This window comes from Paenibacillus barengoltzii NBRC 101215 (assembly GCF_004000745.1).
Lineage (GTDB): Bacteria > Bacillota > Bacilli > Paenibacillales > Paenibacillaceae > Fontibacillus > Fontibacillus barengoltzii.
Genome location: NZ_BILV01000037.1, coordinates 1 through 26301 on the forward strand (window position 1 = coordinate 1; position 26301 = coordinate 26301).

At 51.3% G+C, this 26301-nt stretch carries 24 protein-coding genes; 4 read left to right on the forward strand and 20 right to left on the reverse strand.

Annotation, left to right across the window (positions count from 1 at the left end):
- From mutL to PBA01S_RS11855, 10 genes are all read right to left on the reverse strand, one after another.
- Window positions 1-1141 (reverse strand): DNA mismatch repair endonuclease MutL (mutL, locus tag PBA01S_RS11810; protein WP_127576042.1); only part of this gene is annotated, 1141 nt, incomplete at its 3' end.
- Between the two features lie 863 nt (window positions 1142-2004).
- Window positions 2005-4863 (reverse strand): DNA mismatch repair protein MutS, encoded by a 2859-nt coding sequence (gene mutS / locus PBA01S_RS11815; RefSeq protein WP_127576043.1) that lies wholly within the window; start codon window positions 4861-4863, stop codon window positions 2005-2007.
- A gap of 74 nt (window positions 4864-4937) precedes the next feature.
- On the reverse strand, window positions 4938-6446 hold the full coding sequence (locus PBA01S_RS11820; RefSeq protein WP_255315347.1) for a putative amidoligase domain-containing protein: 1509 nt from the start codon (window positions 6444-6446) through the stop codon (window positions 4938-4940).
- A 157-nt stretch (window positions 6447-6603) separates the two neighbouring features.
- Window positions 6604-7149, reverse strand: coding sequence for an outer spore coat protein CotE (gene cotE, locus PBA01S_RS11825; protein ID WP_016312022.1), 546 nt, complete (start codon window positions 7147-7149; stop codon window positions 6604-6606).
- Between the two features lie 64 nt (window positions 7150-7213).
- Window positions 7214-8209, reverse strand: a complete 996-nt coding sequence (locus tag PBA01S_RS11830) for an aromatic acid exporter family protein (RefSeq protein ID WP_028540110.1) — start codon at window positions 8207-8209, stop codon at window positions 7214-7216.
- A 384-nt stretch (window positions 8210-8593) separates the two neighbouring features.
- Complete coding sequence (locus PBA01S_RS11835; protein WP_028540111.1) at window positions 8594-9085, reverse strand: hypothetical protein; 492 nt, start codon at window positions 9083-9085, stop codon at window positions 8594-8596.
- Between the two features lie 273 nt (window positions 9086-9358).
- Window positions 9359-10105: an ABC transporter permease gene (locus PBA01S_RS11840; protein ID WP_232228388.1), complete on the reverse strand. Its 747-nt coding sequence runs from the start codon at window positions 10103-10105 to the stop codon at window positions 9359-9361.
- A gap of 87 nt (window positions 10106-10192) precedes the next feature.
- Window positions 10193-10972, reverse strand: coding sequence for an ABC transporter ATP-binding protein (locus PBA01S_RS11845; RefSeq protein ID WP_016312018.1), 780 nt, complete (start codon window positions 10970-10972; stop codon window positions 10193-10195).
- A gap of 34 nt (window positions 10973-11006) precedes the next feature.
- A complete protein-coding gene (locus PBA01S_RS11850; protein ID WP_085170973.1) occupies window positions 11007-12008 on the reverse strand; it encodes an ABC transporter substrate-binding protein in 1002 nt (333 codons plus the stop codon).
- Between the two features lie 195 nt (window positions 12009-12203).
- The gene (locus PBA01S_RS11855) at window positions 12204-13721 is read right to left on the reverse strand and encodes a carboxypeptidase M32 (RefSeq protein WP_085170972.1); all 1518 of its coding nucleotides are present in this window, start codon (window positions 13719-13721) and stop codon (window positions 12204-12206) included.
- Between the two features lie 135 nt (window positions 13722-13856).
- Here PBA01S_RS11855 and PBA01S_RS11860 point away from each other — a divergent pair, with 135 nt between their 5' ends.
- Genes PBA01S_RS11860 through PBA01S_RS11870 form a run of 3 tightly spaced genes read left to right on the forward strand, consistent with a single transcriptional unit; the run spans window position 13857 to window position 16026 of the window.
- Window positions 13857-14180, forward strand: a complete 324-nt coding sequence (locus PBA01S_RS11860; protein WP_028540116.1) for an iron-sulfur cluster biosynthesis family protein — start codon at window positions 13857-13859, stop codon at window positions 14178-14180.
- A 40-nt stretch (window positions 14181-14220) separates the two neighbouring features.
- Complete coding sequence (locus PBA01S_RS11865) at window positions 14221-14793, forward strand: beta-class carbonic anhydrase (RefSeq protein WP_028540117.1); 573 nt, start codon at window positions 14221-14223, stop codon at window positions 14791-14793.
- Between the two features lie 30 nt (window positions 14794-14823).
- Window positions 14824-16026, forward strand: a complete 1203-nt coding sequence (locus tag PBA01S_RS11870; RefSeq protein WP_254899701.1) for a MalY/PatB family protein — start codon at window positions 14824-14826, stop codon at window positions 16024-16026.
- A 68-nt stretch (window positions 16027-16094) separates the two neighbouring features.
- Here PBA01S_RS11870 and PBA01S_RS11875 read toward each other — a convergent pair whose 3' ends face one another.
- The 5 genes from PBA01S_RS11875 to PBA01S_RS11895 all read right to left on the reverse strand — a co-directional run bounded on the left by PBA01S_RS11875 (window position 16095) and on the right by PBA01S_RS11895 (window position 20335).
- Window positions 16095-16910 (reverse strand): ABC transporter permease, encoded by an 816-nt coding sequence (locus PBA01S_RS11875; protein ID WP_028540119.1) that lies wholly within the window; start codon window positions 16908-16910, stop codon window positions 16095-16097.
- On the reverse strand, window positions 16907-17935 hold the full coding sequence (locus tag PBA01S_RS11880; protein WP_028540120.1) for a daunorubicin resistance protein DrrA family ABC transporter ATP-binding protein: 1029 nt from the start codon (window positions 17933-17935) through the stop codon (window positions 16907-16909). Before PBA01S_RS11880 ends, PBA01S_RS11875 begins: the two co-directional genes overlap by 4 nt.
- A gap of 108 nt (window positions 17936-18043) precedes the next feature.
- Window positions 18044-18799: a class I SAM-dependent methyltransferase gene (locus tag PBA01S_RS11885; RefSeq protein WP_085170329.1), complete on the reverse strand. Its 756-nt coding sequence runs from the start codon at window positions 18797-18799 to the stop codon at window positions 18044-18046.
- Between the two features lie 35 nt (window positions 18800-18834).
- A complete protein-coding gene (locus tag PBA01S_RS11890; protein ID WP_028537772.1) occupies window positions 18835-19524 on the reverse strand; it encodes a glycosyltransferase in 690 nt (229 codons plus the stop codon).
- 121 nt (window positions 19525-19645) lie between these two features.
- Window positions 19646-20335, reverse strand: coding sequence for a glycosyltransferase (locus PBA01S_RS11895; RefSeq protein WP_085170328.1), 690 nt, complete (start codon window positions 20333-20335; stop codon window positions 19646-19648).
- A gap of 232 nt (window positions 20336-20567) precedes the next feature.
- Here PBA01S_RS11895 and PBA01S_RS11900 point away from each other — a divergent pair, with 232 nt between their 5' ends.
- Entirely contained in the window at window positions 20568-21278 is a 711-nt protein-coding gene (locus tag PBA01S_RS11900) for a GT-D fold domain-containing glycosyltransferase (RefSeq protein ID WP_164744149.1), read from the forward strand.
- Window positions 21279-21316: 38 nt separating this feature from the next.
- Here PBA01S_RS11900 and PBA01S_RS23335 read toward each other — a convergent pair whose 3' ends face one another.
- The 5 genes from PBA01S_RS23335 to PBA01S_RS11925 form a co-directional block, all read right to left on the reverse strand.
- Window positions 21317-21607, reverse strand: a complete 291-nt coding sequence (locus tag PBA01S_RS23335) for an ATP-binding cassette domain-containing protein (protein WP_371859528.1) — start codon at window positions 21605-21607, stop codon at window positions 21317-21319.
- Between the two features lie 205 nt (window positions 21608-21812).
- Entirely contained in the window at window positions 21813-23078 is a 1266-nt protein-coding gene (locus PBA01S_RS11910; protein WP_255315348.1) for an MFS transporter, read from the reverse strand.
- A gap of 124 nt (window positions 23079-23202) precedes the next feature.
- The gene (locus PBA01S_RS11915; protein ID WP_009226567.1) at window positions 23203-24042 is read right to left on the reverse strand and encodes an ABC transporter permease; all 840 of its coding nucleotides are present in this window, start codon (window positions 24040-24042) and stop codon (window positions 23203-23205) included.
- Window positions 24039-25223, reverse strand: a complete 1185-nt coding sequence (locus PBA01S_RS11920) for an extracellular solute-binding protein (protein WP_127576048.1) — start codon at window positions 25221-25223, stop codon at window positions 24039-24041. The genes PBA01S_RS11915 and PBA01S_RS11920 overlap by 4 nt, the downstream gene beginning before the upstream one ends.
- Before the next feature lie 16 nt (window positions 25224-25239).
- On the reverse strand, window positions 25240-26280 hold the full coding sequence (locus tag PBA01S_RS11925; RefSeq protein WP_127576049.1) for an ABC transporter ATP-binding protein: 1041 nt from the start codon (window positions 26278-26280) through the stop codon (window positions 25240-25242).
- Window positions 26281-26301: the final 21 nt, after the last annotated feature.

A 26301-nucleotide genomic window follows, 5' to 3' on the forward strand; every position in this document is an offset into this window, starting at 1 on the left:
GGAGCGGGCTTTCCGCCGCCGCAGCCGCTTGGCCGGCGGCGGAGGCGCCCTCCTCCGCGCCTAGAGGCGGCGCGGGGAAGTGGAACTGCTCCTGGATCACGGAGCGGTTCGGGCCTTTCCCGATCGTCTGACGCACGACTTGCGGGATCAACACCTGCCCGGACAGCACCGCACGCACGCTGTTCTCCACGAAGCTGTTCAGCTCCGGCTCCTTGCTGAAACGCACCTCCAGCTTGGACGGATGTACGTTCACATCCACCAAGGACGGGTGCATCTCCAGCATGAGCACCACCAGTGGATAACGATTAATCGGCAACAGCGTATGATATGCACGCAAAATTGCCTGATGCAACCCTTGATTCCGGATATACCGACCGTTCACAATCGTGGACATGCCCGAGCGGCTGGACCGCGCCAAATCCGGTCGCCCAATATACCCGGTCACCCGGTAATCCAGATCCTCCGCTTCAATCGGCACCATACCTTTGGAGGCATTCACGCCATAGATGGCTGCAATGACCTGCAGCAGATCGCCGCCTCCCGGGCTTTGCAACAACGTATTACCGTTATGCCGCAACGTAAAAGCAATCTCAGGATGAGCCAAAGCCTGACGATACATCGTATCAGAGATATGACCCAGTTCGGTCTGGATCGTCTTCATATACTTCAGCCTTGCCGGTGTGTTGTAAAATAATTCCTTCACCACAATATCCGTTCCTTGCGGGGCAGCGATGTCCTCGTTAAGCTTTAACGAGCCGCCCTCGATTTCGATCACCCGCCCAAGCCCGGAATCGTCGCTCGAAGAGACAAGCCGAACCTTGGCGACCGCCGCGATACTGGGCAAGGCTTCACCGCGGAATCCGAGACTGCGAATCTGGAACAGGTCGCGTCCGGAAGTGATTTTACTTGTCGCATGGCGATAAAACGCTGTTTCACAATCCTCCGGTTCAATCCCGGAGCCGTTGTCGGTTACGCGGATCAGCTGCAGCCCGCCCTCTTCGACAGCGACCTCGATCTTCGTAGCCCCTGCGTCAATCGCGTTCTCCACCAACTCCTTAACTACCGATGCCGGGCGCTCGACCACTTCCCCCGCGGCAATCTGGTTGGCGATATGCTCGTCCAATATTGCGATTTTTGCCATAGCTATTCCCTCCTTCCTTGTTTACCGCTCTTACGACATCTGGACATATCTATATGTAATTTCATATAGACTTCCGAAAGGAAATGACCAAATTACCGCCTATACTCGAAATTTCATCCATAAATACGGCACAAGCCCGGGTTTTTGCTCAAATGTACTCGATTTTTCATTTACATCCCGCCAAACCACCAAACTGAGCTTGATTCTACTCGAAATTTCATCCATAATCCGCTGCATCCCCGGGGGTTCGCTCCAATGTACTCGATTTTTCATATACATTAGGGCTAAACCCCCAAACCAAGGCTAATTATACGCGAAATTTCATACACAATAAGGACAAGACAGAATCGGAACCGATCGGCCAACTCTGCAATACACGTCGTGGTGCCGTTGTAGGTAGTGTCGTTGTTCTTAGTACCTGTTGTACGTGATACCGTTGGATACCGTGGTTCATAGAGTTGTCATTTCGTGCTCTATCCTACATTGTGCGCATGCTTTACAACCTTAAAAACTGACGCTCAATGCACCGTTGGGTCACTCGGTAGATCAGCATGCGGCCTGACCGCCCGTGTGCCGCCAGAAACGCGCGCTGGGAGTAGCGCGCGTTAGGAAAGTCATCGATCTATGTTGCCACCTCAACCTCAGCCGAATCAGCCGCACTTCCGTATTAACCACAGGCTTTATTGCAGCCACGCAGTTGCAACTGCTTCTGTGCCGAACTCCCCTCACACCCGCAGTTCAACAGCTTAAGTCGGTCGAAGCTCCACTCGCCCCCACAGTTAACATCTGCAGCACCTGCACCATCTGCCGCCCACAAATACAACTGATCGTTCCCCTCCTACGTCACAATCCCTATCGTACGTTTACAAATCCTTCGCCTTCATCTTCAGATCATTAACCAGTTGCATGGCTTGCAGCGGGGTCATGTTCATTAAATCTGCATTTTTAATGAGGTTAATGATCGTACGAGTTGCCGGGTCTTCCGGCGCCGGAGCTGCCGGCTTCGCTTGAACTGGCGGCTCATCGTCGCCAAACATTGAAAGCTGTACGACCGGCCCAACTTCGCCGGCATCCGACTTAAGCTCAGCCGATGCCGCAGCTTCCGTTGCCCCTGCAGCCGCAGTAGCAGCAGCCTCCGCCAAAGCAGCGCCAGAAGACCCCATAACAGCTTCATCGGTGGCTGCCGTTTCCCGCACTATCGGAGCAGTCTGCTCCTTCACAAGCGGCGAAACCGCCTGCGAAGAAGACCCTGCTGTTGCTGCCGCGTCTGCTGATGCGGTTGCTTTCGCAGGCGCACCTGCAACTGCAATGCTGCTTCCGTCCGCCAACGGACTTTTCTCCTCCAGCTCTTTCAGCAGCCCGTACGCCCGGCCAATGATCTCATCCGGCAGGCCGGCCAGCCGCGCGCAATAGATGCCGTAGCTCGTGTCAGCCGCGCCGGGGATCAGCTTGCGCAAGAAATGCACCTTGTCGCCGCTTTCCTGCACTGCCATGCTGTAGTTGTTCAACCCGCGCAGGCTGTGCTCCAAATAAGCCAACTCATGGAAATGCGTCGACACCAGTGCCTTACAGCCAATCCGGTCGTGGACGTATTCAATCACGGCCTGTGCAATTGCCATCCCTTCGCTGGTCGATGTGCCCCGGCCCAACTCGTCGATGATGATCAAGCTGCGCGGGGTAGCCTTCTCCGTCATGATCTGAATATCGGCCATCTCCACCATAAAGGTACTCTGCCCGCCAATCAGATCATCTGCGGCCCCAATCCGCGTGAAGATGCGATCCACCAGCGGGATTTCCGCTTTAGCTGCAGGGACAAAGCTGCCGATCTGCGCAAGGATGGAAATCAGCGCGACCTGACGCATATACGTACTTTTCCCGGCCATGTTAGGTCCCGTGATCAGCAGGATGCTTGCTTCATCCTTCCGGAGCTCCGTGCTATTGGAGATAAATGCCGTATCCTTCATCACCGCTTCCACCACCGGATGCCGGCCTTGCTCCACGACGAAGTCGTAGCCATCGGTCAGCTTCGGCTTCACAAAGCTGTTGTCCGAGGCTACCTGCGCCAGCGAGCGCAACACATCAATTTCAGCGATTTGCTCGGCCAGCTTCTGCAAGCGAGGGATATCCGCAGCGATCCGTTCACGCAGCTCGTTAAACAGCGTGTATTCCAGATCGACCATCTTCTCCTCAGCTTCGAGAATCAGTGCTTCCTTCTCCTTCAGTTCCGGGGTAACAAAACGTTCGGCATTCGCCAGCGTCTGCTTCCGTTCATACCGCCCTTCCGGCAATGCAGACAGATTGGCGCGCGTCACTTCGATATAATAGCCAAAAACTTTGTTGTAACCGATCTTCAGCGATTTGATCCCCGTTGCTTGCCGTTCAGCCGCTTCCAGCTCGGCGATCCAGCGTTTACCGTTAACGCTGGCTTCGCGAAGCTCGTCCAATCTTGCATGATACCCAGCCTTAATAAGGCCTCCATCCCGCACCGACACTGGCGGATCGTCAGCGATCGCTGCATCAATCATGTCGGCCAGATCCGCACACTCATCCATTGCCGAAGCAATCCGCTTCAACGTGGTTGAGGCCGAGTCTGCGCACAGCGTCTTGATCGCCGGCACCTGAAGCAGCGACGTTTTGAGCGCGACCAAATCCCGACCGTTCGCATTGCCGAAGGCGACGCGTCCCACCAGCCGCTCTAGATCGTAGATGTCCTGCAAAGCGCCGCGCAAATCCTCGCGCAAAATAAACGCGCTGTGCAGATGCTCCACTGCCTCCAGACGTTCCTCGATCCGCGTCTTCTGCAGCAGCGGCTTGTCGATCCAGCGCCGCAACAGCCTGGAGCCCATTGACGTTTCCGTGCGGTCAAGCAGCCACAGCAGCGATCCTTTTTTCGAACGCTCGCGAACCGTCTCAACCAATTCCAGATTCCGTCGTGTAAACGGGTCCAAAATCATAAAATGCTCCGGCTCATAAGCCGATATTTTCGTAAGTTGTCCCAGCGAGCGCTTCTGCGTCTCGCTTAAATAACCGACCAGGACAGCGATATTGTCCCGCCGCTCCGGCTCCAGACGAATCCATTCGGCCTCGCCAAACAGCGATCGTGCCGTATCTTCCTTCGCTTTCGCCCAAGGCGTATACACGACGGGCTTGCTCAGCGGAGCAGCTTGTCCCGCAATCCAATCCAGCAGTTCCTTGTCCCCGATGATTTCCGCCGGGTCGTACAGGCCAATCTCGTCGCGCAGCCACTCTTTGTTCGCCGGCGCCGACGTCGCGTACAGCTCCCCCGTGGACAGGTCACAGGCAGCCAGAGCCATCATCCCCTGCCGTTCAGTGACCGACACGATGTAGTTGTTCGTCCGTTCGCCGACGGTTTTCCCTTCCATGATCGTCCCCGGGGTGATGACCCGGACGATCTCACGCCGAACCATACCTTTGGTTTGCGACGGGTCGTCCATCTGTTCGCAGATCGCAACTTTGTATCCTTTTTCAATCAAACGATGAATATAATTGTCCGCCGAATGGTAGGGAACACCGCACATTGGAATTTTCTCTTCGGCGCCCCCGTCCCGCCCGGTCAGTGTAATTTCAAGCTCCTTCGCAGCCAGGATTGCATCCTCAAAAAACATTTCATAGAAATCGCCCAGCCGGAAAAACAGAAACGCATCCTGCGCTTCCGCCTTAATCCGTAAATACTGCTCAATCATCGGCGTGTAGGTAGCCATGATTCCCCTCCAATTAACCTAAGCACATTCAGGTCTTTCATAGAATCCTATTATACCAGAAAAGGGCAACCCGGTTATGAAGGATTTTGCAATTTCCAGGCGGGGCGAATATCCGCAGATTCGTCCCAGACATAGCCGGACTGAATGGCATTCAGTAAAGGTTCGATATATCCCTGATATCGCGTATAGTCGGGAACTTCATGGATATCGGCGATCAGGCGGGGTAACGCTTCGCGAAGCGGTTGCTTTCTGCCGGTGTAAAACGCCGTCCAAACCGCCTCCTTCTCCAACGGTCGTGCCTTTAAGCGTTCCGCATGCTCGATAATGAAGCGCGCCAATGCCACGACCCCTTTGGTGACGAGCGGAGAGATTAGGAAGCTAGGTAAGGTGCGATATTCGAAGCCGCCGTACTCCTTGAACCGAAAATCGCCGAGAAACCCGTACTTCGGTCTACGTAGCGCACTTCGGGGATCCTCCAGTAGAGCCAGCGGCAGCGCCAGGTAATTGTCGAGCGTCCGCAGCAACTCTGGAGTTAACGACACTCCGCTGAAATGCAGGTGTCCGCCCAACGGAAAACCGCGTTGCGGCATCGCCCCCGCCTGCCAGATCAGCCCTTGATCTTCGATGGAAGCTCGGGCTTCATGAAATGCGCGCAGCAAATGAACGACAACATCGCGCGGTTCCTTGCCGGGGCGCGGCCTTAGCTCTGCCAGCGGAAATATCCGCTGCCCGCGATATCGCAACACATCGCAGCCCGCTTCCCCATGAAAGTGCAAGAAACGGGAAGCCGGAATCACTTTCCCATGGGCACGATCAAACAGCAAAAACTCGGGGTCCATCCCAATCAACCGCTCTGTCGGTGAGTCCAGCAGCTTCTCCTGTTCCTCCAGGGTATCTCGCATCGCCTGGGCGATGGCCTTGGTTGCCGCGCTGCCGAGGTCCGAGATTGGGGTGATGGAATCCACCGTAAATTTCCCCTCTTCCCCGGCCGAGATCACCACTTCACCAAAATCAAGTCCCACGGCGTATAGCGCCCGAACCGCCGTGTTCGTCAGGCGTTTATAAAGCGGTGACTCCGGGGACAAGGCTTCCCCCAAGAGCGGGAGCGTTAGCCCCGCTTTACCAAGCGGACGTACCTCCCAGGCCCGCAAGTGGAATACCGTAACGGCATAGCGGCGGAGATATGACGCAGTAGTGCCCCTGGCCGCATGAGCGTTTCGTACCTGCGATGTTGGCTTCAGCCCAGCCGCTTCGAGCCGGCGGCGCCAGTCTTCCAGCGAGTGCATCGGCCGGCCCAGCACGATCTCTTGTACCCGGCCGCCCCAATACGCCTCCTCACGTCCGTAGTAAATCCATTGGGAATCGTCTGCAGCGGTTCGTACGAGCCGCCTTCCCGAAGCGGCACCTGCCCCCGCTGACTTCCTGCCGAAACTCGAAGATGTACGCAATAACGCTCTGCTGGATGATTCCGGTCCTTTCAACACCCGGTAGGGTCCGCCCAAACGTTCCAACGCCTGCAGCAGCCGAGCTTTAAATGTGCTGGAGCCCAGACGCATTTTTAGTACGAGGTGCTCATCCTTCACCACTGAGTTCATCCCCCGTCTTCGATAGAGGTATTATTCAAAAATAAAAACAAAAAGAGGGCAGCCGCCCTCTTCGACGACGCCCCTGCCGCATATGCTACAGTGTACACTGAAACTGTTGATACTTACCCCTTTGCCTACTTGCTTCCTGATCGAATTACAGTTCGTCGTCGAGGAGATCCGGATCCAAATCTTCATAATCGCCGAGCTCGGAGCCGAAATCGTAGTCCTTGTCATCAATGCCGCTGTTCGGCACGACCAGCACGTTCAACTTCGTTTCGGCAACCAGTTCCACCGCGAATTCGCGTTCCACCCGAATGGATACGCGGCCGTCTCCCGATACGGTGGCTTCGACGGTGCTCGGTTCCTGCGTGGCTTCTGCGGACACTTCCACCGTCGACGAACGGTGTCTGGAATCCAAGTAGTTCAGCGGTACATTCTCAACATACGATACCGTTTCTTTAGCGACCTCGGTCTGCGAGTTCTTGTCGTACGAATACCAGATGTTAATATCGTAAGTACCAATAACTTCAATTCCGTCTCCCGCTGCGACCGCTTCGTACTGGTGGTTGATGATCCAGGCCCCCAGGATGCTCGACGGTTTATGAGGGGGAGTCACGGTATGTGTTACGGTAGAGAACTTACGACCTTTGCCGCAGATCGCTTTCGTGATGATCTCTCTACTTTGATATTTCAATGACATGTTAGAACCTCCTCCATACATCATTCAATACAAGTGTATGCAGGACATTCGTCTAGGGTGACAACTATTTTATTGACGCCTGTTTTCGTTTTGCTCCCCGTTTTTCCGCGATTCGTGGAATGGGAGCCTTATTTTTTTTGGAGACAGCTAGATATAAGGAAAGTTCTCGGCATAACTGCAAAATGGCTGAACGCATTTCAAATTCCTCACGGGTTGAAGGCATTTCCATTTTCTTGAACTCCTCCTCCAGCTCCGCGAGCATCTGCTCGGTAATCCCCGTATATTCCTCTTGATTCACATCTACGCTAAGCCGATCAAACAATACAGCCACAAATTCGCCTTGCGGGATCCGATGGTACACCTGCGAAATCAGCTCCAGCATCCCTTCGATCCGGCTTAACTGTTCTTTGCGCATGATAAAATACGCCGTCCAGGCCTCGTTGGGCGAGATCATCTGGTTCTCGGCTGCCCGCTTCGCGAGCGCATAACCCTCGTCGATCTTTCGGGCCGCATCGGTGATCTCCTTGCCATCCCATAAGCGGTAGGGATCACGCAACGAAGCGGCAATCTCCTGAAATATGCCGGAAAACAAAGCATCCACCTCACGCCGAGTTTCCAGCAGCTTGTCTTCCGTTTTGGGCATGTACAGAAAATTGACAACCATGGCCGAACCCAACCCAATGATCAGCAGCTCCACCTGGATTAACAGCACGTGCCAGGAGATCTCCCCGCCGCTAAATACGCGGAACACGACAACGGAGCTGGTCACAATCCCTTCCTTGAAGCCCGCGCGAGCGATCAATGGGAAAGCGACGAGGATGTAAATGGCCAGCACCCAAATATGAAACCCGAGGAAGTAGAAGATGCCAAAAGCAAGCAACAACCCCAAAGTTGAAGCAAAAAAACGTGCCGTTATCGATGCCAGGCTGCGCTTGCGGGTGACGTCGACCCCTAAAATCGCCAGCAGTCCCGCCGAATTGGCACCAGGCACCCCTAAGGCATCCGCAATAAATATTGCCATTAACGTGGCAATGGCCGTTTTGATGACTCGAAAACCCATGAATTCTCACCCTTTTTGTCGAAAGCGATCTATGAAAATATCCTACTTGATTTTCGGAATCCAAACAATCCCATTTCTCCTGATCTGATCGAACGGGATCATGCTGCAAAGCGACCTTGCACAACAATGATCCGTGAAATCCTCATTCGAAATTCGAATGGTCGCAGGCCGTTTTGATCACCGACCACGGACCGGCAGGGTAACGTCAACACAAGTCGGACTCCAAGAGCTGCAAAGACTGTCCCTTGCTTGAGGAGTGCACCTGAACAAGCAAAAGGGCCTGACCCTACATGCCTGGCACAGGACAGCAAAGAAGAAGATCGCCAACTACCTGACCAAGCTGGCCGGATAGGGCGATCTTCCTGTTTTCTTAAATAATTAGAATCAGAACTGTCTTGCATTGATATTAAGTTTGTATTTATCCCCAGTTTTATTATAGATATAAACTTCCCAATCTCCGGATAATCCATTACCTAACATATCTTCAAAGCTTATTGTTTTTTGACTTCCTCCCTTTAATTCATAACCATCTGTAATTTTCAGACCATTACGGCTGATATCAATAAAGACAGATGAAGAAGCATTATTTTTAACCCAAACGTTCAAATAGATACCATTTTCGGGCGCTGTAGTAAATTTACCAGTATATGCCGAAGAACCTGTATGAGTGACATTATTAATGAGATGCGCATCCATTGGATAGAACATGTTGTCATCAATAATTGTAGGTTTAATGTTTGATACTTCTTCCGTAGCTGACAATGACACCACAGATTGAGCGGATACCGGAGCAACATTTTCAGACGCAGATGCAACCGGGGCAAGAGATAACAAAGCCGATGCGATCAAAACAGCTGATACCTTTGTTTTCTTCACAGACTTGTAAACCTCCAAAAAAAATTCTAATTTATGTAAATAAACGGTTTGTGTAGATATCATACAATATTAGCCAATTCTGGCGGTTACGTTTTTTTCATTTTTAAGAAACCGAAGTTTATACTTTTCTATATTTCCCTCTTTTTTCTTAGTTTTAAGTTGTTTATTGACCAGTGAACTTGTTCCTAACGCGATAATTCAACATATGCCAGCCCACGGTGCGCTTATTTTGACTTTTGATTTCCTGATAATGGGGAAATCTTGTAGGGAGCGTTACCGCTCCCTTACCAGCTTCCGCTCGATATAAACGACCATCTGGTACATCGCCGTCGCCACGATGGCGATGATGACCAGGCTCGACAGCACCAGGGTGAAGTTAAACACTTGAAACCCGTAGACGATCAGGTAACCAAGACCGATTTTGGCTACGAGGAATTCTCCAACGATAACCCCGACCCAAGCCATCCCTACGTTCACCTTCAGCGTAGATACGATGGTTGGGAACGAAGCCGGCAGAATTACCTTCAAAAATACATCGCGTCGGCTCCCCCCAAACGTGCGAATCACCTTCACAAAGTTCGCGTCGACTTCGTTGAAGCTGTTAAAGACGACAAGGGTGGTCACAATCACCGTAATCGATAACGTCGTAACCACAATTGCTGTGAAGCCAGCACCAAAGAGGACGATAAAGATCGGGCCCAGCGCCACCTTCGGCATACTGTTAAACACGACCATGTAAGGATCCAGCACACGCGATAGAAACGGCGACCACCAAATCAGCACAGCTAGCAATGTGCCTATCAGCGTTCCCAGCAGGAAGCCTACCGCTGTCTCGCCAACCGTCATCGCCAGATGCGGCCACAATTCTCCGCTCAGCGCATCCTTTACGATCTGTCGTCCTACCTTGGACGGGTAGCTGAAGATCAGCACATCAATCCATTTCAGTTGGCCTGCCAGCTCCCATAATCCTACAAACAATACGAGGATCAAGGTCTGCACACTCAATACGTAACGACTCATTCGCCGTTTGCGTTTGCGGTGTTGCAGCCATTTCTCCTGCAGCCAGTCTTCTGAAGCGGCCGGTTTTGTCACAGGCGGTGCCAATGGCTATCCCTCCTCCCTTTCCGACGTCTCCAGATCGCGCCAGATTTCATGGAATAGTTCATTAAAGCCTTCGGCCTCCCGGGCATAAAACGGTTGAGCTTTCCGGATATTTTCCGGAATCTCGTACATGCTGCGAATTCGGCCTGGTCGGGGCGCCAGCACGATCACCCGATCGCTGACCGCAATCGCCTCCGATAGATCGTGGGTCACCAGTACCCCCGTTTTCTTCCGCTGCTTTAGCGTCCCCCACACCAAATCCTCAAGCTGCAGCTTTGTTTGGTAGTCCAGCGCCGAGAAGGGCTCATCCAGCAGCAACAGCTCCGGATCGGTCGCCAGCGTTCGCACAAGGGCCACCCGTTGACGCATTCCGCCCGACAGCTGATGGGGATACAAGTCCGCGGTATCGCCAAGCCCCATTTCGGCCAGCAATGCCCGCGCGTGCTCCACTCCTTCCGGCGTTAACCTTCCGGTCAGCTCCAACCCCAGCACGGTATTGCTCAGAATCGTCCGCCACGGGAACAAATAGTCCTGCTGCAACATATAACCCACTTGCGGAGTAGGGCCCGTTACCGGTTTGCCGTGCAGGAGCACCTCTCCTCGAGATGGGGCTAACAGACCAGCCATGACGGAAAGAAGCGTGGTCTTTCCGCAACCGCTGGGACCAACCAAACTGATGAATTCGCCAGGCTCTACCGCTAAGTTCATCCCTTGCAAGGCGAGGACGGCCTCCCGGTCCGTCACGTAGACCAAATCTAGGTTTTTTAGTTCCACGACAGATGGCAAAAGCGCTCACGCTCCTTTTCCGTTCACGTTCATGTTATTTGACGGAGTTGACGACTTTCTCGGCAAAGCTGTTATCCACCAGCTTATTGGCTTCTACCCGTTCATTGAGTTCTCCGGCGCTTTCCATCACATCAAGCAGGTTGTTCCAGGCATCCTCTGCCAAAGCCGGCGTTTCTGCATAACTTCCCTGCTCCTGGTACCGCTTGATCGAGCTGACCAAGATCTCCATGTCCGTATCTTTGAAATATGGCGCAACCGTCTCAGCGATTTCTTCCGGCGTATGCGATTGAACCCAGCGCTGGGCTTTATGAATCGCATTCGTAAATTTCTGAACGATTTCCGAGTGTCCGTTGATATAGCTCTGCTTGGTCATAAATACCGTATAAGGCAGCCTTCCGCTCTCCGTACCAAAGGAAGCGACGACATATCCTTTCCCTTCCTTCTCCACGATGGAGGCTTGAGGTTCAAACAGTTGAACGAATTGTCCCGTTCCCGATATGAATGCAGCCGTGATGTTGGCGAAGTCCACATTCTGGATTAACTCCAGATCCTGATGCGGATCGATTCCATGCTTGCGCAGGGTGAACTCGCCCGCCATTTGCGGCATGCCTCCTTTTCTTTGACCCAGAAAGACGCTCCCCTTCAGCATCTCCCAATCAAATTCGGCGGAGTCCCGGGCAACCAGGAAGGTACCGTCGGTTTGCGTCAATTGGGCAAAGTTGATCACTGGATCTGTAGAGCCTTGCTGGTATACGTAAATCGACGTCTCCGCTCCGACTAGTGCCACGTCGATGGCTCCGGACAGCAGCGCCGTCATCGTTTTGTCACCACCCGCTGTTGTTTGCAGCTCCACGTCCAATCCTTCTTCTTTAAAGAAGCCTTTTTCCAATGCGACGTACTGAGGGGCATAAAATACGGAACGGGTAACTTCCCCGATTCTGACCTTTTGTGCTTTGCCGCTTCCTCCGCAAGCGCTAAGTGCTGCGGTTAGGAGGACGATGAGCGTAATCCATAACCCCTTTCTCACGTTGTTCATGCCATTCACCTCTCCTTCTAAATGGGGTTTCATAGCCAATCGTTGTCTATCGGTTGGCCAGAAGATACTAAATACTATGCGATAGCCTAACAAAAGGTTAAGCCGTGCCGGGGCACTCCAAGTTTGATGCACAAAAAAAGCCGCCCCTAAGAGCGGATGAATCCGCCTTAGGGGCAGCTTTCGACCGGCATCGCTTTAGATGCCGTAAATGCTTTTGAATTTCTGTTCTAGATAATCTGCGAGATAGTCCGGGTTTAGCTCCTCGCCGGTGACCGCAAGGATCAGCTCCGACGGTTTCCGGCTCTTGCCGTATTTGTAGATTCTGTCGGTCAACCATTCCTTGATCGGCTGGAAGTTCCCTTCGGCGATGAGTTCTTCAAATTGCGGCAGCTCTTTCCGCAGCGTATTGGCGATTTGGGCAGCATACATGTTGCCAAGCGCATAGGATGGGAAGTACCCAAACAGACCGGCCGACCAGTGTACGTCCTGCAGAACGCCAAGCCCGTCGTTAGGCGGAGTCAAGCCGAGATAGTCGCGGTATTTCTCATTCCAGACTTTCGGCAGCTCGCTGACCGGCAACCCTTCATTAAAGAGCATCTTCTCAATCTCATAACGGATAATAATATGCAAGTTATAAGTCAGCTCATCCGCTTCAATCCGGATTAAGGAGTTCTCTACACGATTGATGCCGCGGAAGAACTGCTCCGGCGTAACCCCTTGAAGCTGTTCTGGAAAATGCTGCTGCAACTCGCCGAAATACCGTTGCCAGAATTGCAGGCTGCGCCCAACGAAGTTCTCCCAGAAACGGGACTGGGACTCATGGATCCCCATCGACGTTCCTTGGCCCAGCGGCGTTCCAGCCAGCTCTTTCGATACGTTCTGCTCGTAAAGCGCATGCCCGCCTTCATGCAAGGAACTGAAGATGGCACTGGCGACATCATCCTGCTTGTAGTTCGTAGTGATCCGCACGTCGCCATGGTTGATCGTGGTTTGGAACGGGTGAACCGTTTCGTCAATCCGTCCGGCTTCAAAATCGTAGCCGATTTGTTTGAGCAGGAACCGGCTAAACTTCGCTTGCTGCTGGTTATCATACAGCTGGTTCAGGAATGGAGCTTCCGGCTTATTTTTCGCTCCAGCTACCGCCTCAACCAAGGGAACGAGTCGATCGCGCAGCTGGCCAAAAACTTGATCGAGTTTCTCCGTAGTCAGGTCCGGTTCATACATATGTAGTAACGTATCATAACGCGTAGCCTTCGGACCCCAGTAGTCGATAAACTCCTGAATCTTTGCCACAATTTTCGTTAAATAAGGCTCGAATCCGGCAAAATCGCTGTTCTCCTTAAAGTCTTCCCACACCGTTTCAGCATGGGCCGTCAGCTCTGTATATTCGCGGAATTTCTGCGGCGGAATCTTGACGCTTCTGTCGTATTCCTCCTGCACATCGAGCACCATCCGGCGCTGCACGTCATCCAATTCCTCCAGGACGGCAGGCTGGTTTAAATAAGCTAAATACTCGCCCATCTCGGCTGACGTTTGCAGCTTAAAGGCTTCCGTGGACAACAAACCAATGGTCGCTGCCCGAGTCTCCGCCCCTTTGCGCGGTGCACCGGTGCGTAAATCCCAGTTCATCAGAGATACCGCTTCCCCGTATGCATGAATCTTCTGCAGAAGCTCCCGAAAGAGCTCCCATTTCTCAACCGTTTCCTGTTTCATGACAACTCCCGCCTTTACTGGTGAAATATAGTTGCTACTCTTGATGATACTTTTAACTAAACGTATAATCAAATTTTAAGTAGACGAATTCGCAAATTGAAATATTACTTTCAAGAAAAGGAGTTGCCTCTCCCTATGAAAATTACGCTTAACGCAGCGGCCAAAAAACTGATCGACGACAAATTGGCTGGCCAGCCTGGCTTGCTCCGCCTCGTCTACGATACGGAAAACTGCGGCTGCGGCATGAGCGGCGTTCCCGTATTGAATATCGTATCTGAGCCAGGACCCTACGATATTCCTATGGACAATGAAGCCTACCCATTTTGGATTGACAAAATGCAGGCTGTTTTTTTTGAGGAGGAGTTGTCCCTGAAAGGCGAAGATGCAACCGGGACATTCCGCTTGGATGGGCCTTCCCAGTTCTACAAATCCAATATTCCATTGGTTGACCGCCGGTAATTCGCGGATATGTGCCAACAGCAGACAAGGAGGCAATAACATGAATCAATTAGAGTCGATACTGGAGTTCAACCGCAAATTTGTCGAGGAGAAGGAATACGAGAAATATGTAACGGATAAATTTCCGGAGAAGAAAATGGCGATCGTGACCTGCATGGATACGCGGCTCGTCGAACTACTCCCGAAAGCGATGAACCTGCGCAACGGTGATGTGAAGCTGATCAAGAACGCTGGTGCCATCATCTCTCAGCCTTTTGGAAGCGTCATGCGTAGTCTTCTTGTTGCGATCTACGAACTGCATGCTCAGGAAGTCTTTATCGTGGGTCATACTGGCTGCGGGATGGCTGCGCTCAATTCGGACCGGATGATTGGTTCCATGCGGGAGAGAGGCATCAGCGATGACACGCTGAACACGATCGAAAACTCCGGCATTAAGCTAAACAAATGGCTGCGCGGTTTCGATAACGAGAAGGAAGGGATTATTCGGACCGTCAATATTGTCAAGAAACACCCGCTCCTTCCTGCTGATGTTCCGGTTCACGGGTTATTGATTGATTCGACGACAGGCGAACTGGAGCTGGTTATTGACGGGTACCAGCCTCTTCCGAAATAAGTCCGACACGACTGGAGTTTACCTGCATCTATGGGAAAGGAATGGAACAGAGAGATGACGTATAATTTCGACGAACGTGTGCCGCGAAAAGGAACCTACTCCGAGAAATGGGATACTGGACAGGAGCTGTTTGGGGATCCAGACGTATTGCCTTTGTGGGTAGCGGACATGGATTTCCGTTGTGCACCAGCCATTGTCCAAGCCGTCACGGAACGGGCCAAGCTGGGGATTTACGGCTATACTTCCCGGCCTAAAGAATATCTGGAGGCGATCACCGGTTGGCTGGAGCGCCGTCATAACTGGAACGTTCATCCGTCCTGGTTGACCGACACTCCCGGCGTCGTACCAGCGCTTAGCGTAGCTGTACAGGTATTAACCGAGCCAGGAGATCGGGTGATCCTGCAATCCCCGGTCTATAATCCGTTCTATGATGTGATCCGCAACAATGGCCGTGAAGTTGCCGAAAATCCGTTGATTCTCAAGGATGGACGTTACCGGATGGACTACGATCATCTGGAATCGTTGATGCAAGACGGAGCGAAGCTGTTGCTGTTGTGCAGCCCCCATAATCCCGGCGGACGGGTCTGGACCCGGGAGGAGCTGGAACGGGTTGGCGAGTTGTGTCTGAACTATGGTGTGAAGGTCGTCTCGGACGAAATTCACAGCGATTTGGTCTTCGCCGAATACCGTCATGTGCCGTTTGCCTCGATGTCCGAAGCCCTGGCGGGAATTACGATTACCTGCGCGGCTCCTTCCAAGACGTTTAACATCCCTGGACTCGCGACAGCTTATACGATTATTCCCAACGTGGCTATCCGTAAGCAATTTAGCGAACGGATCAAAGCCCAAGCCATCGGTTCGCTGAATTTTTTTGGCCCTACCGCGACAATCGCAGCGTATACGCAAAGTGAAGAATGGCTTGATGCCGTCCTGATCTATATTCGTGCCAACCGTGACTTCGCCGTCGCCTATCTCGCCGAACATCTGCCAGCGGTGGTCCCTGTTCTATCCGAAGGAACCTACTTATTATGGGTGGATTGCCGTGCACTCGGATGGAAGAAAGCCGAGATGAAGCAAGTGATGTATAAAGAAGCGAAAATCGCCTTTACCGAAGGTTCCATCTACGGCCAGAACGGCGAAGGTTTCCTGCGGATCAACCTGGCGTGTCCACGCTCGTTGCTGGAGGAAGCTCTGGAACGCTTTTGCACAGCCGTTGCTGCTCATCAAGCTTGATGGCCAGTATCATGAAATCAGCGTAAACATATCAAGCCGGAAGACGATAAGTCTTCCGGCTTATTTTTTTATGCTCTTCTCATGTAAGCGCGCACCGTCATCGGTGCAAATACCGCTACAATCACGGCTGCTCCAAAGAGCGAGCTCAGCATATCCCCACCGATGGTTCCATGGTTCACCAGTTCCCGTACCGCTGTCACCAAATGCGAAATCGGATTGATGTTTGCAAACCATTGCAGCCATTTCGGCATCGTTTCAACTGGAACAAACGCATTGGACAGGAACGTTAATGGAAACAACACGATCATGGATATGCCTTGTACGCTGGATGCCGTTCGTGCGATGACGCCAAAGAAAGCAAAGATCCAGCTAACTGCCCAGGAACATACGATCACCAGCAACGCTGCTAGCACGACATTACCCAATCCTCCATCTGGACGAAGTCCCATGATGTAACCCATGGCAAACGTCAGCACCGTTGCAATCGTATATCGGACGGTATCGGCCAGCAGGGCGCCGGCTAATGGCGCAATCCGCGCGATTGGCAGCGACTTAAAGCGGTCGAAGACGCCCTTCTCCATATCCTCGCGCAGCTGTACGCCCGTAACGACAGAAGTAGAAATGACGGTTTGCACCAAAATCCCTGGAATAATCACCGGCAAGTAGCTCATCACATCCCCCGAGATCGCTCCGCCAAAAATATACGTAAACATCAGTGTAAAAATAATCGGCTGAAACGTCACATCAAATAATTGCTCCGGTGTCCGCTTGATTTTTAACAATCCTCGATACGCCATGGTCAACGAGTGATGAAGTGATTGTCGGAAGTTCGTTTGATTCTTTAGAGGCTGTACGGCCTTCGCATTAATATCCGCATGATTCATGCAATGACCCCCTTCTGATCAAGAACATACGCCTGTGGATCTGCAGTGTTCTCTTCAACACCCCGCCCGGTCAGTGTTAAGAAGACTTCATCCAGCGTTGGCTTCTGAACGCTTAATTCCGCCAAATCCACGCCTGCTTCACGCAAAGCGATCAATAGATCAGTCACCAGATCAGCCTCCGCCATTGGGGCGGTAATTTTCCCTGCCTCTGCTGTGAGGGTGGAAGGCACTTTCAGCACCCGCTCCACAATTTGGCGAGTTGCTGTCAAATGAAGCGGATCCTTAATTCTTAACTGTAACGACGAAGCCCCTACCGACGTCTTTAACTCATCGACTGTGCCTTCTGCGATGACCTGTCCGCGATCAATAACGGCGATCCGGTCTGCCAGTTGGTCAGCTTCATCCAGGTACTGAGTGGTTAACAACACCGTTGATCCAGTCGCCACAAGACGGCGAATCGTCTCCCACATCTGCGAGCGCGTCCGCGGATCCAGCCCGGTTGTCGGTTCATCCAGGAAGATCAGCGGCGGCTGGGCAATCAGGCTCGCGGCCAAATCCAGCCGCCGGCGCATTCCGCCAGAGAAGTGCTTCAGCGGGCGCTTGGCCGCTTCCGACAAGCCGAACTCCTCCAGCAGCTCTGCCGCTTTCCGGCGAGCCTCGCTGCGCCCCAAGCCTAACAGCCTGGAGAAGATTATGAGATTTTCCGTAGCACTCAGCGTTTCGTCCACCGAGGCGTACTGTCCGGTCACCCCGATCAACTGACGGACGATATGCTGCTCTTTGACAACATCGTGTCCAAAAATGCGGGCGGAACCCGCATCGGGACGCAGCAAAGTCGCCAGCATACGAATCGTCGTTGTTTTTCCCGCTCCATTGGGTCCCAGAACGCCATATATCATCCCGCTCCCCACCTGCAAATTCACTCCATCAACCGCACGGTTCGTTCCAAATATTTTCACGAGTCCCTCAGCCTCAATCGCCGGCTTACTTGCGCCGCCCGTGAAAGCGGAAGTTTTCGTCATCATCGATGATGTCCTCCTATCCTTCAATCAATTTGTTTTACAGTTAGGAGAGTAACGGAGGTAGTTAAACTGAATTTAAACAATAAAAAACACCCGATGGATCGGGTGTTTTCAAACCTTGGGCGCTTGATTGGACTTCAATTTTCGCAGTTCTTTCAGTTGCTCATTTGCTTGCCCCAGCGCTTTTTTTCGCTGCTCGATGTCTTTCATGTGCTGGCGTTCAATCTCGGCAAATTTTACACTGTCAAAAAGAATCCATTGCTTCATCATGGAAGCATCAGGAAAGATTTGATTCCGAATCTCTTTACGTTTCACAGCCACGCAGCACAAATAGTTATGATGAACTTCCATCTTCGTGACCTCGAACCAAGGATCCAGGCAGATACCTAGGTTCCCGGCATAAAAGGTCTGCTTATGATCGTGGAAGGGATGATATCCGTATGGCACCGTTACAATCAGAGTGCCGCCGTCTGCCAGCAATCGATAAGCATGACTGATCAACACTCCGGGATTCGCAAAATGCTCCAGAATTTGTCCTAGAATGACGGTATCAAATAGCTTATGACCTTGGAATTCCGTAACATCGGCGACTTTAAATTGAACCTTGGATCGGACAGGCTTAGATTCCCGGGACAACTCCCTTTTCGCATACTGGATCGCCCCTTCTTCCAAATCTAATCCAAGAACTTTGCGTCCTTCTCGGCCCAGCAGGATCGAAGTAATCCCTTGGCTGCACCCAACGTCGAGCACTCTTCTACCCGTTACTTGACGGCAAATCCAATGAATGCGTGCTCTTGTTGCTTCATGGGACTTTTCCGAGTTCACCTGACCATAATAGCGCTCGTTGACCCGATCTTGGTTTACCAAAATCCTTCACCTCCTCTATTTCGAGGAAACCGCGGTTAACTCATAAATTCTTTCAGGACTTTCTGGATTTCTGCCGGGCTTAGACGGTCTTTTTGCGGTACCTTCTTGACTAAGGTATTATTTTGATGGATGACATTCACATAATTTCGGGGAGCCAACAGTTCATGGGGTAAATCAATCACATTGCCATGTGTACCCCGCCCTGGAAGCTTCACGCGATATCCCTTCATATACTCGGCAGTCTTGTAAAGAAAAACATAGAATTGCGGGGAATAATGAAAGGTTGGTGCCATTTCTCCATTGACCGTGTCCCATAAATAGCCGTTTTGATTGATCAAAGCAATCGTTCCTTGCTTCGGTTGATAATCGTACAACTGCTGGACATACGTTTTATGATACAGGTCGTCAGAATCCAAACGTGCGATATATAAATCCTCGCTATTTCCGGCGTATGCTTTCATTTTCTCGATACTGTTGCGTTTCGTTCCAAACCAGATATTGTTTGGCAGCGGCGGATATTTTGACAGGATATCTGCTACAATCGCTTCGCTTTCTTCGGCAATCTTAAATATCGCCAGAAAGTTTTGATTCGTTTGGGCTCTTAATGATTTCAAGGTAAAGTTACGAAAGATCGCGATGCGCTTCTCCAACCACGGCCGAGTCAGCCGATCTGGCGATAACCCGAACGTATTGAAATTGCTTTCAATCACTACTTTTCTAGTCATGCACTTCCCTCCTTGTCATAATAGCCCGTATGTTACTTTTACTTTCGTGTAACGGAGCTACCGATCTTTCACTATATGTTGGACGTGAGGAGAAGGACAGGGCCGTCTTCCAATAACGCAGTTACCCCATGAATTCTTTTAGCACTTTTTTCTGCTCCTCTTTCGACAGTCGTCCTCTAACCGGGAGCGTTCTCGGGATCGAATTATAGCGGTGAATAACTTCGACAAAGTTACGAGGAGTTAAGATTTCATGAGGTAATTCAATCACGTTCCCGTGTGTGGCCCTTCCTGGCAGCTTGATGCGATATCCGGATGTAAATTCCGATGTCTTATACAAGAAGACATAGTATGGAGGAGATTTTCGAAACATCGGTACCATTTCTCCATGGATCGAGTCGTAAGCGTAACCGTTTTGATTAATTAAAGCAAGGGTGCCTGGCTTCGGTCGATGGTCATGCAGCTGTTGGATATAGGATTTATGGTACATATCGTCAGATTCCATGCGAACTAAATACAAATTCTCGCAGGATCCAGCATAGGTTTTAATGCGCTCCATCCCTTCTTGATGGGTTACAAACATGATGTTTTTCGGTAGACGAGGGTATTTAGCCAAAATCTCGTTGATCATTTTCTCTGTCTCGGGCACGACCTTGAAGATCGCCATAAAGTCTTGATTGGTTTGAACTAACAGCGACTTCAGTGTGAACTCGCGAAAAATCTGAATTCGATTCTCTAGCCAGGGACGGGTCAGCCGGTGCGGACTAAATCCAAATGTATTAAAATTGCTTTCGATTACGATCCTTTTTGACATCTACAATCCTCCTTGCTTATAGCCGCTCACTCAGCTTAATCTAGTTCTGGAAAACAGGCCTTCTACTTTTTACTATATGTTTGTGATAACGAACGGACAGGACGGATTCCATTGCTTGCTGAAAATAGTCTTGTACCCTCCTCTACTACTTGGCAGTACAAGCACACAATTCATTCCGTGCTCGCAATCATAGACTGAAATGATTAAGCATGCGAAAGGAATGAATTGTCGGATGCAACAAATCTATTTAGATACTAAAGACTTGCTAAAGACAATCGAAGACGCACTCAAGAATCAGAAGGCATTTTCCTTAGTAAGGATTGGTGACGGGGAGAATTTGGTCATGTCTCAACATCATGTCTGGCCTGTGTCTAAAGTGCTTCAGGAACGGTGGGCCATCAAAGCCAACCGAGGGGAAAAAGGCCTGACCCTACCAAATTTACATCTGCGAAACGCCGTGATTTCTTCTGTAAAAAAGGCGACCGTTGTTGGAATCCTTCCTCCCGGAGACAACACGATTAAAGCACCGAATTATTTAAAAAGACCCTTAACGGACGAAGTGTTCTCCTATTACAAGATTGAGCCGCCTTTGATTTGCCATGCCGGAGTGAACCGGGAGTTGGCCAAAATGGAGGAATTCTGGTCCCTCCTTTCCGGCCGGAGAATTCTGATCATCACACGGGAAGCTGCAAAGCTCAAGGAACGGCTTGAACAAGAACCCTATAATCAAAAGATCGTACATGCACTGCCGTTTGACCAATGGTCGGAGTATCGGAATACGATGAAGTGGGTTATCGCTCATAAGAATAGCTTTGACGTGTCTCTGATTTCCTGCGGAGTCAGTGCAGTAGTTCTCGCGGAACAGATTGCGGCGAAAACGGGCAAAGTCGCTCTCGACTTTGGCAAAGCTAACAATATCATATTGAAAGGGCGCCCCAATTAACCTGTGGGCGCCCTCGTTAGGTTTTAAACTTAGCTGTCTTACTTTCCAATCCGCATATAATCCCGGATCGACATCGCCCCCGGAATTCGGGCATATTGATCCAGGTGTCCTAGCCGCAGACGCGGCTGCCATTTGATGAGGCCTTGATCCGGAATCAACTCGCCGATAAGCATGCGGATCAGCGTACTTTTTCCTGCACCGTTCTGTCCGACAAACCCCATATGCTCACTCGCATGTAATTCCAGAGAAGTTCCTTGTCTCCAATTCGGTGCGTTACACCGCTTATTTCTAATAACCTTATAGCTAACTTCCCTTATCGCTGAAAAAATAAAAAAGCAGAGAAACTAGCGCCTGTCGGCGCCGGTCCTCTGCTACGGGAACTCCCTTAAAAAACGCTAAGGACTAAGGACATAACATTGTCCTTGGCCCATCCATTCATACACCGGTTTCAAGCACACTTAAATAAGCCTAGGGATTTTATGCTTTCCGAGTTGCGCTGTCACTTAACATGAATCGATTTCGAGGCTACGTTTGTCACGGCAGTGCGCCTTCCTGAATGACCGGTTTGCCGGCTTCCAGCAATGCTTGATTCCGTCCAAGAAAGATCGAAAGAATTAAGATGAGAAGGCCGGTCGCAATCAGCAGCCATTCGATCGCGATCACATCGGCGATCGGCCCGAAGATCAACATCCCGATCGGCATCATCGACGTGGAAATCATGCTGAACACCCCGAAAATCCTTCCCAAATAGCTCTCATCGACTTTTTCCTGAATCATCGTCATCGTTGGCGTATTAAAAGCCGGCATGGCTACCCCAAACAAGGCCATAAACGCCAGATAGATCCAAAAGACGGGAATGACGCCGAGCAAAAACGTGCATGCCCCCATCAGAACGGTAGCCAGCGTCATCGTATGGACTTTATTCTTACAGCCGCCCCATGCGGCAATCAATCCCCCACCCGCCATCATGCCGACGGAAAAAGCAATTTCAATTGCAGTAAGCCGCCAGACTTCCTCGCCGTAAGTTCGAGTCACCTGAAGCGGGGTTAAAAATGCGGCGGGGGCCATCAGAATAAAGAAGACCGCCATGAAAGCGAAAAAGGATTTTAAGTACGCTTGCCGACGAATGTAGAGCAGCCCCTCCTTAAGATCGCTGAAATAGCTGGACGACTGCTGGTCGGTGGCACGTTGATGCGGCGGTATCCGGAAATAAAGCAACAGTGTCAAAATTGCGATCGCCGCCGTAACCACATCGATGAAGAAAATGGTTTCGATCGTAGCCACGGTAAGCAGTGCAGCGCTGACGATAGGGGACACAAACATAATGACGGCTTGAATGCTTCCGTTAATTCCGTTCACCTTCGTTAATTGGTCGGACGGTACGATTTGCGGCAAAATTGCCCCAACTGACGGCGTCTGCACACCCGAGCCAAGCGCACGAATCGCAGCCATAACAAAGAGCAGCCATGCTTCCTCATATCCCATCAGGAACAGGAGCGCGAGGATCAGGGTGGCCAAAGCGATCATGCCATCTGACAGCATAATTAACCATTTTCGGTTGTATCGGTCCGCCCAAACACCCGCCACCGGGGATAACAGGAACGTGGGAATAAACCCGCAGATGATATATAACGTCATCATAATCCCCGACTTCGTATTCAGCGTAATATACCACATGATGGCATACTGCACCAGCGAAGAACCAAACAGTGAAATGGTTTGACTGCTCAGGAACAGGATGATATTTCTTTTCCACTGCTCTTTTGTTGTCGCTTGATTTGACCTGTCTACGTTATTCACGGACATCCCCTCTCGATCTGAAAATTACAGAATAATTATACTGTAAGCGACTCCAAATCACCAAATCAATGGAAAAGATGGTTATAAAAAAAGAACCCCGAATCCCGGGGTACATCGAGCCTTGTTATAATTTGGCGTTCTCCTCTTTGGCCATGGAACGAATGTAGAACACTCCCAGCACGGAACAAAGCAGAAACGAGAAGAACGCCATCGCTGCTGCCTGCTCTCGCTCCTGAAAGACACTAAACACCTGCTGCATGGACACGCCCAGCATTTGCGGTGAGTTAGCCCCCAGCAAGAATGGAGCCGTAAAGGAGCCAATAGCCCCCATAAACACGAAGGTTAGCGCAACGAGAAACGTTTTGTAGGACAACGGTAAAATAAATCTCGCAAACAATCTTAACTTCCCTGTTCCGACGTCTTTGGCGCTTTCGATAACCGATGAAGGAATTCCGGCCAGCGCCGAGCTGAGCAGCATGGTCGTAAACGGAATATTGAACCAGAGGTTCGCAATGATGATCCCCTTCTCATCGAAAATAATCCGCGGCAGCGTGACGCCGATGTGCGTAAGCAGGCGCGCCAACCAGCCGTGGTTCCCGAGCAGATTGATCAGCCCATAAGTCGCGATCACCCCTGGAATGAACAACGGGATCATATACGTCTTGCGTATCAGCTCGACGATGGGGCCCTGATTAAAACGCATGTAGATCGCCAGCGTATAGCTGATTAGCAGCACCAAGGCACAGGTAATGAGGGTGATCCGCAAGGTAAACAGTAAATTCGCCCGCATCCCTTTATCCGCAAACAGGTAATGGTACCGGCTCAAATCGTATCCCCCAGCCTCGTTCGTGAGACTTAGCACCAATGATTGGATGATAGGGATGATGACGACAACCAATAAAATGGCGAAGGAGGGGAGGACCATTGCCAGCCCCGCCATCGCTTGTTTCCACTCTTTACTCATTGTGCAGCAACTTCACTTTGCCAACGTTTGTTGATTTCTGTGCCGAGGTCGCCAATGTTGAAGGTGCGGAAGCCTTCGGCCACCCCTTTGAATTTATCCTGTGTTTCCTGCGGCATATTGGACAATTCGATCCCCGGGAACCCGTTCATTTTCTCGACGATGACGTTTTGTGCTTCTGGCGACAGGACAAAGTCGAGGAACTGGTAGATTGCTTCTTTTTTATCGGACTCTCCGTTGACCATCAGATACGTAGGCCCGCCGTTAAAGCCAGGCGTGATTTGCTGCATTTTGATCGTATCGGGAAGCAAGCCTTCGTTAATTTGCTGCAGCACCATATCCGACCATGCCGGAATCAGCGATACCTCGCCGTTCATCAGAAGATCTAAGGTGCCTTGGTTCTTCTTAGGGTAAATCCCATCACCGTAAACGTATTGACCCAGCTCTTTGAGCGTTTGGAATCCAGGATCCCATTTGGCCATCACGGATGGATCGGAATTGTGAATATCTTCCTCTGGTAAGTCCTTGTAGATTACCGTATGAACAAAGGAACTGCCCGCACCGCCGGTGGACGGGTCATTATAAGCAAATTGTCCAGGGTTCGCCTTGATCCAAGCCAACAGCTCGTCCAACGTTTTTGGCGGGTTGGAGATTTTCGTACTGTCGTAAGCTAGAACAACGGCGGAGGAACGGTAAGGAATTGCGTAGTTATCCACGTCTTTCATAGTATCGGGATTGACCTTGGCCAGATTCGGGATAGCGTTCGAATCTAACTGCTGCCACACTCCGTCCTTCGTGCCTTGGGATACAACGCCGATTCCGTCTTCATACAAATCGATGTCCCCCGAGCCTTTGCCAGCCTGCTTGGCAGCCAGAATCCGATCATAGGTCGGCTGCGCACCGGTTCCGGACGGGATATAAACGGGGTTCACGTCTACTTGATTGTTTTGCTTCTCGAACATCGGAATCAGTGTATCCCACAGATCCTTCACGTTTTGCGAGCCTGTAAAGTAAAAGTTAAACTTCACCGGTGCATTCGCCGTTGCCGGCGTTGTCGTTGATTCGCCCTGTGCTCGTGTATTTGACGCCGCTCCATTTATACCCGCACCCCCACATCCGGCAAGCAAGGTCATTGACAACAACGCAGTAGACAATAGAGTTAACCACGGTTTCTTGGATCTCATGTTCGTTTATCCTCCCTTAGTTGGGTTCACCTGACGGAAACCCGATCAATTTGACAATCTTGACGCCAACGTCCTTCCCAACCGACAAGTGCTGTGTTGCTTCCTTCGATTGGAACGTACGCAGCGTCCCCCATCCCGGCAGCTCCACGGTCACTTCGGCATAATGCCCTAGTACCATCACTTGCTTGATTCTCCCCGCCAACTTCTCTTCATTCTCCTCTGCCTCACTTAACACGACATCCTCCGGTCGGATAGCTGCGGTAACTTTGCCGCTGAGCCGCTTCTCATTCGGAAAGCGGAGCGCGCCGATCCGGATGCTTCGTTCATCCGCCACCCCCTCCAAAAAGTTCATCTTGCCGATAAAGCTTGCCACATATAAAGTCTCAGGCGCATCGTAAATTTGTTGCGGGCCTGCGATTTGCTCGATTTGCCCGTGATTCATCACCACGATCCGGTCGGAGAGCGACAAGGCCTCCTCTTGGTCATGCGTTACGAACACCATCGTAAGTCCGGTTTGCATTTGAATTTCACGGAGTTCCTCACGCATCTCGTGACGTAGCTTCGCATCCAGCGCCGAGAACGGCTCGTCCAACAGCAGCACAGCCGGCTTCAGCAACAAGGAGCGGGCCAAGGCGACGCGTTGCTGCTGTCCGCCCGACAATTCAGCAGGATACTTCTTCTCGTAACCCGATAACCGGACCAGCTTCAACGCGTCAGCGACGGCAGCACGGATTTCCAATTTGGGCATTTTACGGATCTTCAGCCCAAACGCCAAATTTTCGTACACAGACATGTGCGACCATAAATTGTAACTTTGAAACACCATCGACGTAGGGCGCTTCTCCGGCGGCACCCCGATAACGCTACGGCCTTCGATCAGGATGTCCCCCCCATCTGGTTCGAGAAAGCCGCCGATACTGCGCAGCACCGTCGTCTTTCCGCATCCCGATGGACCCAGCAGGGTCACGAGCTCACCTTGCTTCACGGTTAAGTTGATATCGCTGACTCCGTCCCCTGTCTTATAACGTTTCGTCAAATTTTGCACCACTAATTGCATGCGGTTTACCCCCTTTTCCCT

Coding starts and splice junctions, on each gene's coding strand:
- PBA01S_RS11880 (WP_028540120.1), bottom strand. CDS start 17,935: ATGATGACGAAAACTTCCGCTTTCACGGGCGGCGCAAGTAAGCCGGCG.
- PBA01S_RS11855 (WP_085170972.1), bottom strand. CDS start 13,721: ATGAAACAGGAAACGGTTGAGAAATGGGAGCTCTTTCGGGAGCTTCTG.
- cotE (WP_016312022.1), bottom strand. CDS start 7,149: ATGTCATTGAAATATCAAAGTAGAGAGATCATCACGAAAGCGATCTGC.
- PBA01S_RS11850 (WP_085170973.1), bottom strand. CDS start 12,008: ATGAACAACGTGAGAAAGGGGTTATGGATTACGCTCATCGTCCTCCTA.
- PBA01S_RS11895 (WP_085170328.1), bottom strand. CDS start 20,335: ATGTCAAAAAGGATCGTAATCGAAAGCAATTTTAATACATTTGGATTT.
- PBA01S_RS11860 (WP_028540116.1), top strand. CDS start 13,857: ATGAAAATTACGCTTAACGCAGCGGCCAAAAAACTGATCGACGACAAA.
- mutS (WP_127576043.1), bottom strand. CDS start 4,863: ATGGCTACCTACACGCCGATGATTGAGCAGTATTTACGGATTAAGGCG.
- PBA01S_RS11920 (WP_127576048.1), bottom strand. CDS start 25,223: ATGAGATCCAAGAAACCGTGGTTAACTCTATTGTCTACTGCGTTGTTG.
- PBA01S_RS11890 (WP_028537772.1), bottom strand. CDS start 19,524: ATGACTAGAAAAGTAGTGATTGAAAGCAATTTCAATACGTTCGGGTTA.
- PBA01S_RS11865 (WP_028540117.1), top strand. CDS start 14,221: ATGAATCAATTAGAGTCGATACTGGAGTTCAACCGCAAATTTGTCGAG.
- PBA01S_RS11925 (WP_127576049.1), bottom strand. CDS start 26,280: ATGCAATTAGTGGTGCAAAATTTGACGAAACGTTATAAGACAGGGGAC.
- PBA01S_RS11900 (WP_164744149.1), top strand. CDS start 20,568: ATGCAACAAATCTATTTAGATACTAAAGACTTGCTAAAGACAATCGAA.
- PBA01S_RS11875 (WP_028540119.1), bottom strand. CDS start 16,910: ATGAATCATGCGGATATTAATGCGAAGGCCGTACAGCCTCTAAAGAAT.
- PBA01S_RS11870 (WP_254899701.1), top strand. CDS start 14,824: ATGGGAAAGGAATGGAACAGAGAGATGACGTATAATTTCGACGAACGT.
- PBA01S_RS11840 (WP_232228388.1), bottom strand. CDS start 10,105: ATGAGTCGTTACGTATTGAGTGTGCAGACCTTGATCCTCGTATTGTTT.
- PBA01S_RS11830 (WP_028540110.1), bottom strand. CDS start 8,209: ATGGGTTTTCGAGTCATCAAAACGGCCATTGCCACGTTAATGGCAATA.
- PBA01S_RS11915 (WP_009226567.1), bottom strand. CDS start 24,042: ATGAGTAAAGAGTGGAAACAAGCGATGGCGGGGCTGGCAATGGTCCTC.